The organism is Xanthobacter autotrophicus (assembly GCF_030015065.1).
In the GTDB taxonomy this organism is placed as follows: Bacteria; Pseudomonadota; Alphaproteobacteria; order Rhizobiales; family Xanthobacteraceae; genus Xanthobacter; species Xanthobacter autotrophicus_D.
This window is the reverse complement of record NZ_JAIVFN010000122.1, coordinates 1-13,199: the sequence shown is the minus strand read 5'-3', so window position 1 is coordinate 13,199 and position 13,199 is coordinate 1. Positions and strand designations below refer to the sequence as shown.

The following is a 13,199-nucleotide window of genomic DNA, read 5'->3' as shown; positions in this document are numbered from 1 at the left end:
GGCGAGGGCGTGGCGGGCGAGGGGCCGGCAGCCGGCAGTGGCACGGCCTCCAGCCTTCTGCCGCTGTTCGCGTGGCTCACCCCATCCTTTCCCGTGGGCGCGTATGCCTATTCCCATACCCTCGAATGGGCGGTGGAGGCCGGTGACATCCGCGATGAGGAGAGCATCGGCGCCTTCCTCGGCGATCTCCTCGCGGTGGGATTCGGGCGCACCGATGCCATCCTCGCCGCCCACGCCCACCGCGCTGCCGGTGCAGGGGATGAGGGGGCGCTGGCCGAGGTGAATACCCTCGCCGTCGCCTTCGCCCCGTCCGCCGAGTTGCGCCTGGAGACCTGCCAGCAGGGCCGCTCGTTCCTCGAAGCGGTGCGCGCGTCCTGGCCTGCGCCGGGCCTCGACAAGGCCGCGGCGGCGCTGGTGGGCGAAGTGGCCTATCCCGTCGCGGTGGGGCTTGCCGCCGGCGTCCATGGCCTGCCGCTGGGACCCACGGTCGAGGCCTTCCTGCTGGCGACGGTGCAGAATCTCGTTTCAGCCGCTGTGCGCCTTGCCCCCATCGGGCAGACCGCGGGCACCCGCGTGGTGGCGCGGCTGGCACCCACGGTTCACGCGCTGGCGCTGGAAATACCCGCCCTCACGCTCGACGACATCGGCAGCGCCACCTTCCGCGCCGATCTCGGCAGCTTTCGCCACGAAACCCAATATACGAGGCTGTTCCGCTCATGAGTTCCGGCGAATCCCTCAAGCGCGCGCCCCTGCGTGTCGGTATCGGCGGCCCGGTGGGCTCGGGCAAGACGGCGCTCATGGAAGCGCTCTGCAAGACGTTCCGGCAGCGCTACGATATCTGCGCCATCACCAACGACATCTACACCAAGGAGGACGCGCGCCTCCTCACCGTCGCCGGCGCGCTGGAGCCTGAGCGCATCCTGGGGGTGGAGACCGGCGGCTGCCCGCACACGGCCATCCGCGAGGATGCCTCCATCAACCTGCGCGCCGTGGCGGACATGAGCGCCCGCTTTCCGGACCTCGACCTGGTGCTGATCGAATCGGGCGGCGACAACCTTGCCGCCACCTTCTCGCCGGAGCTTGCCGACATCACCATCTACGTCATCGACGTGGCGGGCGGGGAAAAGATCCCGCGCAAGGGCGGGCCGGGCATCACCCGCTCCGACCTGCTGGTGGTGAACAAGACCGACCTCGCGCCCATGGTCGGCGCCGACCTCGCCATCATGGAGGCGGACACCATCCGCATGCGGGCCGGGCGGCCTTACGTATTCGCCTCGATCCGCAACGGCGCCGGCGTGGATGTGGTGGCCCGCTTCATCGAGCAGGCCGGAGGGCTTTCGGCGGCGGCCTGAGGGCCGGCCGCGCGGCCCTCAGATCCTGTCTCAGCTCTTGGGCTTGCTGCAGGCGGCCTCGAACTTGGTGGCCGCCGCGGCCATGCCGGACAGGGACACGCTGCGCTTGGCGCCCTTGACCTCGATGGTCATGGTGCCGCCGGTCTTGGCGAGGGCCTTGAGGTCGGCCATCTGGCCGGTGGCCTCGACATCCACGGCGCCGCTTTCCTCATTGGCGATGCCCTTGCCGGCGAAGCTCTTCTTGGTGCCGCCGGCGGTGAGGATGAGGCGGGTGTCGGCGTCCTTCTCCAGGCCCTTCGAGCCGATCATGGACTGCACCGTGAGGCCCGGCGTGCCGGGCTTGCACAGGAAGAAAATGGCCACCTCGTCCGTCTCCGGCACGCCGAAGACAAGGGCGGCGCTGTCATCGGACTCCTGCGTGTGCCAGGTCATCTTCTGCTGCGCGGCGGCGGGCGCGGCGAAGGCGAGCAGAGTTGCGACTGCGAGAGCGGGACGAAACATGACAGGGGTCCTCGTTGCGGCGCGGATCATACCCACTACGCGGCAAAGAGGAAGATGGTCGCGCGGTGCCATGTCGACGGGGCATGCGGAACCTTCCGGTTCGGTGAATCGGTGCCTTCAGGCCGTTGCAGAACAAGATGTTCCCGGATCAGCCATGCGCCCCGAACAGGCCGGGGAGCCCGCCGGGCGCGAGGCTGCGACGTATTCAGCTACCGGCCGGTAAGGCACGCCTTGCGGAAGTCGCCCAGCTTGGCCTTGGCGCCGGCGAGGGGATAGCTGTCGCTGGCGCCGGGCATCCGCACGACCAGCGTGTCGCCTTCGCCCAGCAGGTCGAGCACCCGGCCATCCAGCGAGACCGCGGCTTCCACCACCACCCGCCCCTCGGTTGCGGCGCGGAACGCGGAGGCTGCAAGCTCCAGCCGCCGTTTGCCGGCCACCAGCGTCAGCGCCACGCCGTCACCGGCCTTGACCTTGCCGGAAGCGGCCTCGGCCGTGAACAGGATGAGCTGCGCCCCCGGCTGGCAGGCCATGGCAAAGACCGGATCGGGAGCCCGTGGCATGCCGTAGCGCAGGACGAAGGTGTCGTCGGCCTTGGCGAGCATCCACACACGCGGATCGGGTTTGGCTTCCGGTTTCCTGGTTTCCGGTTTTCTGGCTTCGGACCTGGCCTTGTCCTTCGGCGCCGCCGTCGCCGGTATCGCCATCGAGGACGCGAGCGCCACCGCCAGCGCCGTCGCCACCGCCACCCGCGAAACAAGCCATGCGCCCATGGATCAGAGGTCCTCGCCCTTGAGACAGCAGCCCCGCCCCGAGCATCCATTCGGTCGGAACGGACCCGAAGCCCGTCCCATCCGCGCTGAACCCACGGCCGCGCGGCCGCCGATCGCCAATGGCTCCCGAGAAGACAGGTGTTTGCGTCGCCCTGAGCCATCGCATATCACGGCCCCCGGCGGCCCGCGACCTCGGGCACAGGCGCCCTACGGCAAAAATGGTGAAAACGCAGTCTGATCCCCAACACTCCACCCTGCCGGAGACGGCCTCCGGCGCGCCGCGGCGGGTGCGCATCGACCGCCTGCTGGTGGAGCGCGGCCTGTTCGAAAGCCGCGCCCGCGCGCAGGCGGCGCTGGCGGCAGGGCTGGTGCGGGTGGATGGCGTGGTGGTTGCGAAGCCCTCCACCGAGGTGGAGGCCGATGCGCGGATCGAGGCTGCGGATGTTCACGATTTCGTGTCCCGCGGCGCGCTGAAGCTCACGGCCGGGCTGGATGCCTTCGGCATCGCTCCTGCCGGCATGGTGGCGCTGGACGTGGGCGCCTCCACCGGCGGCTTCACCGAGGTGCTGCTGCGCCGGGGCGCGCGGCGCGTTTATGCGGTGGATGTGGGGCGCGATCAGTTCCATCCCCGCCTCGCCGTTCGCCCTGAGGTGCGGCTGATGGAGGGCACCGACATCCGTGCCCTCGGCCGCGCCGCGATTCCTGAACCCGTCGATCTCGTGGTGGTGGATGTCAGCTTCATCTCGCTGGCTCTGGTCCTGCCGGCGGCGCTTGCCTTCGCGGGGCCGAAAGCCGCGCTGGTGGCCCTCGTGAAGCCGCAGTTCGAGGCCGGCCGGGCCGCCGTTCGCAAGGGCGTGGTGCGCGACGCTGCCGTCCACGAGGCCGTCTGCGCCCGCGTGGCAGGTGAGATCGGCGTGCTGGGCTGGCGTCTTCTCGGACGCATCCCGTCTCCCATCGAGGGCGGCGACGGCAATCGCGAGTTTCTGGTGGGGGCGGGCAGGCCGTGACCGAATTTCTCATCGCCCGCATGGGCGCGCAGGGCGATGGCCTTGCGCAGGGGCCGCACGGCGCCCTGTTCGCGCCCTATACGCTGCCCGGCGAAACCGTGCGCGGGCGCATCGACAAGGACCGTCTGGCGCTCGACGCCGTCCTCACCCCGAGCCCGGAGCGGGTGGAGCCCTTCTGCAGTCATTTCGGAACGTGCGGTGGCTGCCTGCTCCAGCACTGGCAGCTCGAGCCCTATTTCGCGTGGAAGCGCACGCTTGTGGCGGAGGCGTTGGCGCGTGAGGGTATCGAGGCGCAGGTTCACCCCGTGGTGGATGCCCATGGCGCCGGGCGGCGGCGTGTCATCTTCCACGCCCGGCAATATGGCGCGCGCACGGTGGTGGGATTTGCCGAGCGGCGCTCCCACGCCATGGTGGCGCTCGATGCCTGCCCGGTGCTGGCGCCCAGCCTCGACGCCGCCTTGCCGGCCGCGCGGGCGGTGGCGGCCGCGCTGGCGCCGCTGAAGAAGCCGCTGGACCTGCAGGTGGTGGCCACCGACACCGGGCTGGACATGGATGTGCGCGGCTCCGGGCCGCTGCCGCCGGCCTTGCTCGTGGACGTGGCAGCCATCGCCGAGCGCTTCGGCCTCGCCCGTCTCACGCGGCATGGGGAACTCGTGCTCCAGCGCACCGCGCCGATCCTGTCCATGGGCCGGGCGAAGGTGGAGTTGCCTCCTGCCGCCTTCCTCCAGGCCACCGCCGAGGGCGAGCACGTGCTGGCGGATGCGGTCCTTGCCGCGAGCGCCGGCGCCCGCAGGGTGGCCGACCTCTTCGCCGGCGCCGGCACCTTCGCCCTGCGCCTCGCCGAGACCGCCCGCGTCTTCGCCGCCGAGAGCCATGCCGGCGCCCTCGCCGCGCTCATGAAGGCGTCGCGCGCCACGCCGGGCCTGAAGGCGGTGGAGGGGGAGGCGCGGGACCTGTTCCGCCGCCCGCTCATGGCGGCCGAGCTCGCCGCTTTCGATACGGTGGTCATTGATCCGCCCCGACAGGGTGCGGAAGCGCAGGCGCGTGAGCTGGCGCAGGCGAAGCTCGCCCGCCTCGTCTATGTCTCCTGCAATGCCGCCACCTTCGCGCGCGACGCCCGGCTGCTGATCGCCGGTGGCTTCCGCCTGGTCGAGGTGACGCCCGTGGACCAGTTCCGCTATTCGCCCCATGTGGAGCTGGTGGCCTTCTTCCAGCGCGGCTGACGGCGGAAGCCTCTGACATTGGGAAAGCTAGGCGCCGTGCCGGTTCTGCGTTCTAATGCGGTGCAGCATGGGGCCGGACGCGCCGGGGCTCGCAGGAGCCGGGCGGCGGCCGGCCCGACCATTTTCGAGGCTGCCCCGTGAAACCCCAGTTGGATAAAGCCATTTTCGGTGTGGAAGGCGTGAACGAGCCCGCCGGCATCCGCGCCGTGGAGGCGCGCGCCCTCGAAGGGCGGCGCCTGCGCTATTACGATTATTGCATGGTGGCCTTTTCGGTCATCCTCATCTGCTCCAACCTGATCGGCGCCGCCAAGGTCTCGGTGGTGGAGGTGCCGTGGATCGGGCCGGTCATCTTCGGCTCGGCGGTGCTGTTCTTCCCGCTGTCCTATGTGCTCGGCGACGTGCTGACCGAGGTCTACGGCTATGCCCGCGCGCGGCGCGTGGTGTGGGTGGGCTTCTTCGCCTCGGTCTATGCGGCGGCCATGGCGGCGGCGGTGGTGGCGATGCCGCCCGCTCCCGGCTGGCCGGCGCAGGAGGCGCTGGCGACCGTGTTCGGCCAGACGCCGCGCATCTTCGCCGCTTCCATCCTCGCCTTCTGGTGCGGCGAGTTCGCCAACGCCTATGTGATGGCATGGATGAAGCTCGTGACCGGTGGCCGTCACCTGTGGACGCGCACCATCGGCTCGACGGTGGTGGGGCAGGCGGTGGACAGCCTCATCTTCTATCCTCTCGCTTTCCTCGGGGTGTGGGAGACGCACCTGGTGGTGATGGTGATGATCTCCAACTACCTGATGAAAGTGGGCTGGGAGGTGCTCCTGACGCCGGTGACCTACAGGATCGTCGGCTTCATGAAGCGCCGGGAGGGCATCGACGTGTTCGATGTCGGCACCGATTTCACGCCCTTCCGGACCAAGGTTTGAGGGCGCGCGCACGGATCATCGCCGGATGCGCTTCTGCGCGGCTTCGGGCGATGTGGCCGCCAGCGCGCGAGGAAACCCCGTCAGTTAAAATGGAAGCCCGCCCACGGCGCCGGGCACAGCGCGTGGGCGGTCCGGAAGCAACGAGGCTCAGAACGGCTCCCTGCCGATGATGCCGGGCTGCAGCCGGGGAATGCGCGCCGCCTCCAACTGCTGCGCCGAGAGCCTGTCGCGCAGGTTCGCGACCGCCGCCTTGAGGGCCTGCGCCTTGGTGGCGTAGGCGATCAGCGTATCTGCGACCGCCTCAGCCCGCCCGAACGCCTCGGGACCCCTGAGGTCGTCCTTGCCATCGGCGGCGCCGAGGAGGGCGAGCACCCGCTCGCGCTCCGGCACCAGCGCCAGCAGGGCGTTGGTGTAGCTGCGCCAGGCCTCCTGCTGCTCGGCCGTGATGCCGATGGCCGTCTCCTGGGCCGACAGGAGCGCTGCCAGCACCAGCCGCAGCCGGATGCCCGTATAGTTCCGGCGGATCATCTCCAGGCGATCGGCGAGCATCGCCGGCGGCGGAGCGCACTCCTCCACATAGGCTCCTTCGGGCTGGACGGCGGCGGGCGGTGCGGGTGCGCGCGCCAGCGTTGCCTCCTGCGCGGAGGCGGCGATGGGCGTTGCGGTTGCCATGGTGGCGCCGAACAGAGCCACGGCGAGAGTTCTGACCGACATGATGAGCTCCGTGCATGGAATGGGCTCATCCTGCGGCGGTGGATTTGCAGCGGCATCTCCGGTTTGTAGGAATTTGTTGCAGTCCTGCGATATCGATGCGCAGCCCAGGGCTACAAATTGAAACCGTCCGGACATTCCCGGGATACGGCAGACCGCTAAAAGGACCGCTTCCGCTGGCCCCGCCTCCGTAGCTGCCGTGGGCCGACCTTCCCCGGCATCCCGGCAGGCTGCTCCATGACTGGTCCCTCCTCCTGCGTCCTGATCTCGGCGCCGCTGCGCGCGCTCCCCTTTGGCCTCGTGGCGCTGGCGCTCGCTGGCTGCGCCAATTCGCCGGCGCCCAATCACTACCAGGATCTCGCCTCCGCGCCCTATCTGGCCGCCAGCACGCCGGGAACGGGCCGGCGCACGCCTTACAGCTATGAAACGGCGAACGCCCTCGCCCGCTATCGCGCGGTGCATCTTCTGCCGGTGCGGATCTATAGCGGCGCCGATCAGCAGTTCGGCACCCTCACTGCCGCCGAGCGCGCACAACTCGCCGCCACATCGGAGCACACGTTCCGCTCGGCTCTTGCGGGCCATGGCATCCTTGCCGCCGGGCCCGCAGCCGACGCGGTGGACCTCAGCATCATGCTGACGGGCGCCCAGGCCAGCGTGCCGGTGCTCGCCACCGCGAGCCGCCTCACGCCCGTGGGCTTCGCCATGAGCGGCCTCACCGCAGCCACTGACGGCGAGGGACGCTTCTCCGGGATGGTGATCTATGCGGTGGAGTTCCGCGAGCCCGGCTCGGGGCGGATCCTGTGGGCCTATGTGACGAAGCAGTATCCCAACGCCCTCGACATCGGCGCCACGCTTGATCCCCTGGATGCGGCGCGTGCTGGCCTCAAGGCGGGCGCGCAAGAACTGGCGCGGGCGACCGTCGCCAAGCTCCGGCCGCAATAGGTCGCCTCAACCCAGGCGGAACAGGGCCAGGGTGATGAGCACCTGTCCGCCCTGCCCCTCGCCGAGCTCAATGGTGCCGCGCCCGCGAGGGCTCGGCCCGCATGAACGGCTCCATCAGCAAGTCCCGCATCGGCGGCGGAAATCCGGGTCCGTCATCACGCACCACGAGACGCACCTGATCCCCGATCACGGTCAGCGTCACTCGGGCACGCTGGCCATATTTGATGGCATTGTCGATGATGTTGCCGATGACCCGGCGCAGCGCCAGCCGGTCCGCCAATACCCACACGGGCCCTTCGGCCACCGTATCGAGCGTCACCGGTTGGCCGGCGGCCCCCTCAGGTCCGCAGCCTCCGCGCGCACCAGCAAGGCGAGGTCCAGCATCTCCTCGTCCAGCGAGCCGACGCCAGCGCGCGCCGTGAGTAAAGCGTTGTCGAGCAGCTCGATCATGTCGCGGATGTCGGCTTCTGCCCGCTCGCGCTCCACCGGATCCGGCAATTGCTCAATGCGCAGCCGGAGCCTCGTGGTAAAGCTGCGCACGTCGTGCTGGATGCCGCCGATGGAACTTCAGCCGCCAGCACCAGGTCCACCTCCAGCAATGGCGAGCGCAGGGCCGGCAGCGCCGCCGCGCGCGCCGGCGAAGGCAGGGAGGCGAGAAGGTCGGCGATGGCGACAAGGCGCTCCGGCGGAGGCCCGCTGGAGGTGGGGGAGAGCCCGCGGGCCCGGTAGAAGACGACGATGAAGCCGATCCACAGCACCAGCAGAAAGGTGCCGGCGATGGACAGAACCCGCGCAGTGAGGCCAAGGCCCATTGGCATTTCTCCGTCAGGAGGCGTCCACCAGGACACCTGCTTTACCTGCGCCGTCATGAGATAGCCGCCGTTGCGCACGGTGCTGATGAGATTGCAGCCGGGGCTCAGCCCATCGAGCTTCTTGCGCAGCCGCGACACCAGGATGTCCACGGAACGGTCGAACGGGTCGGCGGTGCGCCCGTGCACCCAATCGAGGATCTGATCGCGCGAGAGCACCCGGCGTGGACGCAGCACGAAGCTGGAGAGCAGATCGAACTCGGTGCTGGTGAGCGGCACCAGCTGCTCGTCCTCGGCGAACAACTGGCGTGCATCGAGATCCACCAGGAACCGGTCGAAGGCATAGCGCCGCACCGGCGCCTGCGCCTGCTGTACGCTGGCGCGCCGCAACAGGGCGCGCACCCGCGCCAGCAACTCCCGCGGGGCGAAGGGCTTCACCACATAATCGTCGGCACCGAGCTCCAACCCTACCACCCGGTCGGTCTCGTCGCCCTTGGCGGTCAGCATGAGAATCGGCACGGTGAGGGCGGCGCGCAGCCGCCGGCAGATGCTGAGGCCATCCTCCTCCGGCAGCATCAGGTCCAGAATGATGAGGTCCACCTCATGTCGCTTGAGAATGCCGGCCATCTCGCGTGCATCCTGCGCCAATTCCACCCGGGAGCCTTGCGGGTGAGGAAATCGCTGACCAGCCGGCGAATGTCTGAATCGTCGTCGACGATAAGAATACTGCGCAACTCATGTTCAATGACAACTGATGACTGACAGCGATTGGGCCGATTCTCAACATGTCCAGCCGAACTCCACAAAATGATACAAATCGAAAACTCGCAACACATCTTGGTGTGTACGGCTCATGTGCGGGAAAAAATAGGCCCCCACGTTGAGCTTCGCCGCGGTGGCTGGAGTATCTCGGACGACAGCTCCGCGTCCGGCAGGCTTGCGCCCGCCGTCCATGTTCAGGGAGATGCCGTGTGGTGTCCGCAGGTGCAGGTATCCGGGATCCGGCCGAAGCCGGGGGTGTCTTGAAGGTCAATCGGCTCCCCGCTGCGAGCGAGGCGGGCGGCACCGTCACGCCTCCGCACCTGCCGCCCCGGCCCAGCCCACGCAGGCCCCGTCGCGGCCGCCAGCTTCTTGGCGCCGCCGCGCTCATTACCGCCGTCGCCGCCGCCCTCGCCGGCTGGCGCTACGGGATGCCCCGCGCGACGCAGGCCGAGGTGGTGCGGGCGGGTCCGTTCGAGAGCGTGCTGAGCGGCCCCGGCATCCTCGACGCGCTTCGCAAGGCCAGCGTCAGCGCCAGCATCCAGGGGGTCATCACCACCCTTACCGTGGATGTGGGCGACACCCTGCGCTCCGGCGACGTGGTGGCACAGCTGCAATCGGCGGACCTCAGGGCCGAACGCGAGGCGCTGCTCGCCTCCCACGAGGCCGCACGCAAGGCGGTAGCGCTCGCGGAGGCGGAGGTCCGCAAGGCGAACGCCGCGCGGAACAATGCCCAATCCGTGCTCGGCCGCCGGCAGGAGCTGATCCGCACCGGCGCCACCAGCCGCTCGATTCTGGAAGACGCCCAGACCAGCATGGAGCAATCGCTGGCCGAGGTGGCCCGGGCCGAGGCTGCCGTGAGCCAGGCGCGGGCCACGGAGGCCTCCGCCGAAGCGGCGGTGCGGGTGGCGGAAGCGCAATTGGAGAAGGCCACCATCCGCGCCCCCATCGACGGCGTGGTGGTGGCGCGGCGCATGGACATGGGCGATCTGGTGGTGCCCGGCTCGGTGATCGTGGACATCGTGGATCCGCAGAGCGTGGTGCTTTCCGCCCGGTTCGACGAGAGCGCGATCGCCCGCGTCACCAAGGGCCAGCCGGTGAGGCTGCTGTTTACCGCCACCGGCGACACGGCAACGCCCGGCGAGATCCGGCGCATCGGCCGGGAGGTGGACACCGAGACCCGCGAGTTCACCGTGGACATCGCCCCCCGCCAATTGCCGCGCAACTGGGCCATCGGCCAGCGCGGCACCGCCCTCATCACCCTGAATACCACCCGCGATGCGCTGTCGGTGCCATTCGCCGCCATCGCGTTCAAGGACCGCTCGCCCGGGGTGTTCGTGATGCGCGATGCACGGGCCTGGTGGCAGCCGGTGGAGCTCGGCCCCATCGGCGAGGCTCGCGTGGACGTGCGCGGCGGCCTGAAGGCGGGCGATGTCATCCTGGCGCAGCCTGAGGGCGTGTTCGCCGGCATGAAGGTCGCCGACCCTCCCGGGGCACGGCCATGAATCTCGCCTTCAAGGACATCCGCTTCAACCTGCTGCGCTTCCTTTTGACCGCGCTGGGCGTCGCCTTCCTGATGATGTCCTCCATGGGCATGATCGGCCTTTATCGCGGCATCGTCGCCGATGCCCTGCTCATCATCGAACGCATCGGCGCCGATCAGTGGGTGGTGCAGGGCGGGCGGCAAGGTCCGTTCTCGGAAGGCTCCGCCATCTCCTCCACCATGGATCGCCGGGTGGAGGGGATCGCCGGTGTGGCGAGCGCGCGCCGCTTCGTGCAGTTCAGCCAGCAGTTCACCCGTGATGGACGGCAGCTGCGGGCCTCCGTGACCGGGCTCGATTTTCCCAAGGACCCCGGCCGTTGGATCCCCATTGTCCGCGGACGCCCCCTCGCGTCCGGCCACTATGAGGCGGTCGCAGACATGAGCATCGGCCTTCGGCTCGGCGAGAAGGTGCATCTCGGCCAGGACGATTACACCGTCGTCGGCCTCACCCGCGGCATGGTGGACACGGGCGGCGACGGCCTGTTGTTCGTCACCGTCAACGATGCGGTCGCCATCGCCCAGCGCCGCAGCAGCGAGGAGGTGTTGCTGGCCCGCGCCGGCGCCGGCGCCGGCCCCGCCGCCGCCAGCCGCAGCTCGGTGCCGCAGGACAGCAAGATCGCCGCCGTGCTGGTGACCCTCAATCCGGCGGTCGATCCCGAGGCGGTGCGCCGGGCGGTCGCCTCCTGGGGTGACGTGAACGTGCTGAGCCGGGCGGAGCAGGAAAACCTGCTTCTCAACCAGCGGCTCTGGCGCCTGAGGGTGCAGATTCTGGCCTTCACCAGCGTGCTGCTGGTGGTGACGGGCATCGTCGTGTCCCTCATCATCTATATGCTTACCATGGAAAACCTGCACGAGATCGCCATGCTGAAGCTGATCGGCGCGGACAATTCCGTCATCATCGTCATGATCGCCCAGCAGGCCTTCCTCATCGGCGCCTGTGGACTTGGGTTCGGCCTCATGCTGTCGCGGCTCGTCTTCCCTTTCTTCCCGCGCAAGGTGCTGATCCTGCCCGCAGATGTGACACTGCTCGGGATCGCGGTGGCGGTCATCTGCGCGATCGCGAGCCTGCTCGGCATCTCCCGCGCGCTGAAGGTGCGGGCCCAGGAGGTCTTGTCGTGAGCCCTCCGCCGGTGCTGTCCATCCGCGATGTGCAGCGGCTCTACCGGAGCGGAGATACGACGGTGCGCGCCCTGGACGGAGTCTCGCTCGATATCCATCGCGGCGAGGTGGTGGGGATCTCCGGTCCGAGCGGATCGGGCAAGAGCACGCTGCTGCTCATCGCCGGCCTGCTGGAGCCGCCGAGCGCCGGCGAGGTGCTCATCGACGGGCGGCGTGTCTCTCATCCCGCGGCGGACCTCGACCGGCTGCGCACCTTCCGCCGCAACCACATCGGCTTCATTTTCCAGAAGGCAAACCTCATCCCCTTCCTCACGGCGGTGGAAAACGTGGCGCTGGCGCTCGAGATCGACCATGTGCCGCCGCGCGCGGCTCGGGCCTATGCAGGCGCACTCCTCGCCAGCCTCGACCTTGGCCACCGGCTCGACAACCATCCCGCCCGGCTGTCGGGGGGCGAGCAACAGCGGGTGGCGGTGGCGCGGGCGCTCGCCAATGCGCCGAGCCTGCTGCTGGCGGACGAGCCCACCGCGGCCCTCGACAGCGTGCGCGGGCGTCAGGTGCTGCAGCTGTTCCGCGAGATCGCCAGGACCCGCCAGGCGGCGGTCGCGGTGGTGACCCATGACCAGCGCGCCCTCGACCTGTTCGACCGCACCATCGAGCTCAGCGACGGGCGGACCCGCGATGTGGCCGCGCACAGCGCCGCCAGCGCCGCCGGTACACATTGAAACATATCGTCACGGCAGCGACAGCCGGCGGCGACATGGTCGCTTTAGCCTCCTTGTGATCCTGGCGGGCACAGATGCGCCTGCCATTTGCGGAATGGAGGGCAAAGCGATGAAGCGTCTGTTTTTGGCTCTGGCCACGGTGTTCTGCATATCGTCGGCCGCCGGCGCTGCGACCGTTGCCGTCGCGACCGGGAACGTCAATCTGAGGGCCGGCCCCTCCACTGCCTATCCGGTGGTGACGACGGTGCCGGCCGGAGTCCAGGTGACCACCCATGGCTGCCTTTCCGGCTACACCTGGTGCGATATCTCCATGGGTGTCTATCGCGGCTGGGTCGCGGCCCATTACATCCAGGTGGTCTATCGCGGCGCGCCGGTGGTGCTGACGCCGGCCGTCGCGCCGGCGGTGGGCCTTACCGTCGTGACCTTCAACAAGGTCTATTGGGACACCTACTACGCGGCTTATCCCTGGTACGGCCGCTGGGGCTATTATGCGCCGCCTCCGGTCTACCCGGTCGCACCGGGCGCGCGCGTGACGAGCTATGACCGCTCGGTCCAGTGCGCCAACGGCAGTTGCACCGCCACCCGCTCGGCCACCGGAATCTATGGCGGCTCGGCCAGCCAGAGCCGCACCTGTTCCGGCGGCACCTGCACCTCCACGCGCAGCGCCACCGGCCCCTACGGTGCCTCCGCTTCGCGCACGCGCTCGTGCAGCGGCAACACCCAGTCCTGCACCGTCACCCGCACCGGCCCCGCCGGCAACAGCGGCACCCGAACCTTCAGCCGCTGAGCGAGGGCGACTTGACGCCCCGTGCTGTGGGCGGTGG

16 protein-coding genes are annotated in these 13,199 nt (G+C 69.3%); 10 read left to right on the top strand and 6 right to left on the bottom strand.

The features are described 5' to 3' along the window. Window positions 1-9: 9 nt before the first annotated feature. Both K9U40_RS19095 and ureG read left to right on the top strand, forming a co-directional pair. Window positions 10-720 (top strand): urease accessory protein UreF, encoded by a 711-nt coding sequence (locus tag K9U40_RS19095; protein ID WP_282891725.1) that lies wholly within the window; start codon window positions 10-12, stop codon window positions 718-720. Continuing rightward, window positions 717-1,352, top strand: a complete 636-nt coding sequence (gene ureG / locus K9U40_RS19090; RefSeq protein ID WP_282891723.1) for an urease accessory protein UreG — start codon at window positions 717-719, stop codon at window positions 1,350-1,352. The genes K9U40_RS19095 and ureG overlap by 4 nt, the downstream gene beginning before the upstream one ends. Window positions 1,353-1,382: 30 nt before the next feature. On the opposite strand, the gene K9U40_RS19085 is transcribed toward ureG, so the two are convergent. Next, window positions 1,383-1,853 (bottom strand): hypothetical protein, encoded by a 471-nt coding sequence (locus tag K9U40_RS19085; protein ID WP_282891722.1) that lies wholly within the window; start codon window positions 1,851-1,853, stop codon window positions 1,383-1,385. 209 nt (window positions 1,854-2,062) lie between these two features. Further along, the gene (locus K9U40_RS19080) at window positions 2,063-2,623 is read right to left on the bottom strand and encodes a hypothetical protein (protein WP_282891721.1); all 561 of its coding nucleotides are present in this window, start codon (window positions 2,621-2,623) and stop codon (window positions 2,063-2,065) included. A gap of 218 nt (window positions 2,624-2,841) precedes the next feature. Between K9U40_RS19080 and K9U40_RS19075 the strand changes: the two genes are divergently transcribed. The 3 genes from K9U40_RS19075 (at window position 2,842) to K9U40_RS19065 (ending at window position 5,770) form a co-directional block, all read left to right on the top strand. Next, entirely contained in the window at window positions 2,842-3,630 is a 789-nt protein-coding gene (locus K9U40_RS19075) for a TlyA family RNA methyltransferase (protein WP_282891720.1), read from the top strand. Window positions 3,631-3,650: 20 nt separating this feature from the next. After that, on the top strand, window positions 3,651-4,853 hold the full coding sequence (locus K9U40_RS19070) for a class I SAM-dependent RNA methyltransferase (protein ID WP_282891724.1): 1,203 nt from the start codon (window positions 3,651-3,653) through the stop codon (window positions 4,851-4,853). A gap of 149 nt (window positions 4,854-5,002) precedes the next feature. Beyond that, window positions 5,003-5,770, top strand: coding sequence for a queuosine precursor transporter (locus K9U40_RS19065; protein WP_282891719.1), 768 nt, complete (start codon window positions 5,003-5,005; stop codon window positions 5,768-5,770). 147 nt (window positions 5,771-5,917) lie between these two features. Here K9U40_RS19065 and K9U40_RS19060 read toward each other — a convergent pair whose 3' ends face one another. Continuing rightward, a complete protein-coding gene (locus K9U40_RS19060) occupies window positions 5,918-6,484 on the bottom strand; it encodes a hypothetical protein (RefSeq protein WP_282891718.1) in 567 nt (188 codons plus the stop codon). A 234-nt stretch (window positions 6,485-6,718) separates the two neighbouring features. Here K9U40_RS19060 and K9U40_RS19055 point away from each other — a divergent pair, with 234 nt between their 5' ends. Further along, entirely contained in the window at window positions 6,719-7,423 is a 705-nt protein-coding gene (locus K9U40_RS19055) for a DUF3313 domain-containing protein (protein ID WP_282891717.1), read from the top strand. A gap of 67 nt (window positions 7,424-7,490) precedes the next feature. On the opposite strand, the gene K9U40_RS19050 is transcribed toward K9U40_RS19055, so the two are convergent. Genes K9U40_RS19050 through K9U40_RS24715 form a run of 3 tightly spaced genes read right to left on the bottom strand, consistent with a single transcriptional unit; the run spans window position 7,491 to window position 8,859 of the window. Then, entirely contained in the window at window positions 7,491-7,742 is a 252-nt protein-coding gene (locus K9U40_RS19050; RefSeq protein WP_282891716.1) for a sensor histidine kinase, read from the bottom strand. Then, on the bottom strand, window positions 7,739-7,873 hold the full coding sequence (locus K9U40_RS19045; protein ID WP_282891715.1) for a hypothetical protein: 135 nt from the start codon (window positions 7,871-7,873) through the stop codon (window positions 7,739-7,741). The genes K9U40_RS19050 and K9U40_RS19045 overlap by 4 nt, the downstream gene beginning before the upstream one ends. Then, entirely contained in the window at window positions 7,870-8,859 is a 990-nt protein-coding gene (locus K9U40_RS24715; RefSeq protein ID WP_349239445.1) for a response regulator transcription factor, read from the bottom strand. Before K9U40_RS24715 ends, K9U40_RS19045 begins: the two co-directional genes overlap by 4 nt. A 395-nt stretch (window positions 8,860-9,254) precedes the next feature. Between K9U40_RS24715 and K9U40_RS19035 the strand changes: the two genes are divergently transcribed. From K9U40_RS19035 to K9U40_RS19020, 4 genes are all read left to right on the top strand, one after another. Beyond that, window positions 9,255-10,496: an efflux RND transporter periplasmic adaptor subunit gene (locus tag K9U40_RS19035; RefSeq protein ID WP_282891714.1), complete on the top strand. Its 1,242-nt coding sequence runs from the start codon at window positions 9,255-9,257 to the stop codon at window positions 10,494-10,496. Further along, window positions 10,493-11,653, top strand: a complete 1,161-nt coding sequence (locus K9U40_RS19030; RefSeq protein ID WP_282891713.1) for an ABC transporter permease — start codon at window positions 10,493-10,495, stop codon at window positions 11,651-11,653. The genes K9U40_RS19035 and K9U40_RS19030 overlap by 4 nt, the downstream gene beginning before the upstream one ends. Further along, the gene (locus K9U40_RS19025) at window positions 11,650-12,375 is read left to right on the top strand and encodes an ABC transporter ATP-binding protein (RefSeq protein WP_282891712.1); all 726 of its coding nucleotides are present in this window, start codon (window positions 11,650-11,652) and stop codon (window positions 12,373-12,375) included. Before K9U40_RS19030 ends, K9U40_RS19025 begins: the two co-directional genes overlap by 4 nt. A gap of 109 nt (window positions 12,376-12,484) precedes the next feature. After that, entirely contained in the window at window positions 12,485-13,162 is a 678-nt protein-coding gene (locus K9U40_RS19020; protein ID WP_282891711.1) for an SH3 domain-containing protein, read from the top strand. The last annotated feature ends 37 nt before the right edge of the window (window positions 13,163-13,199 follow it).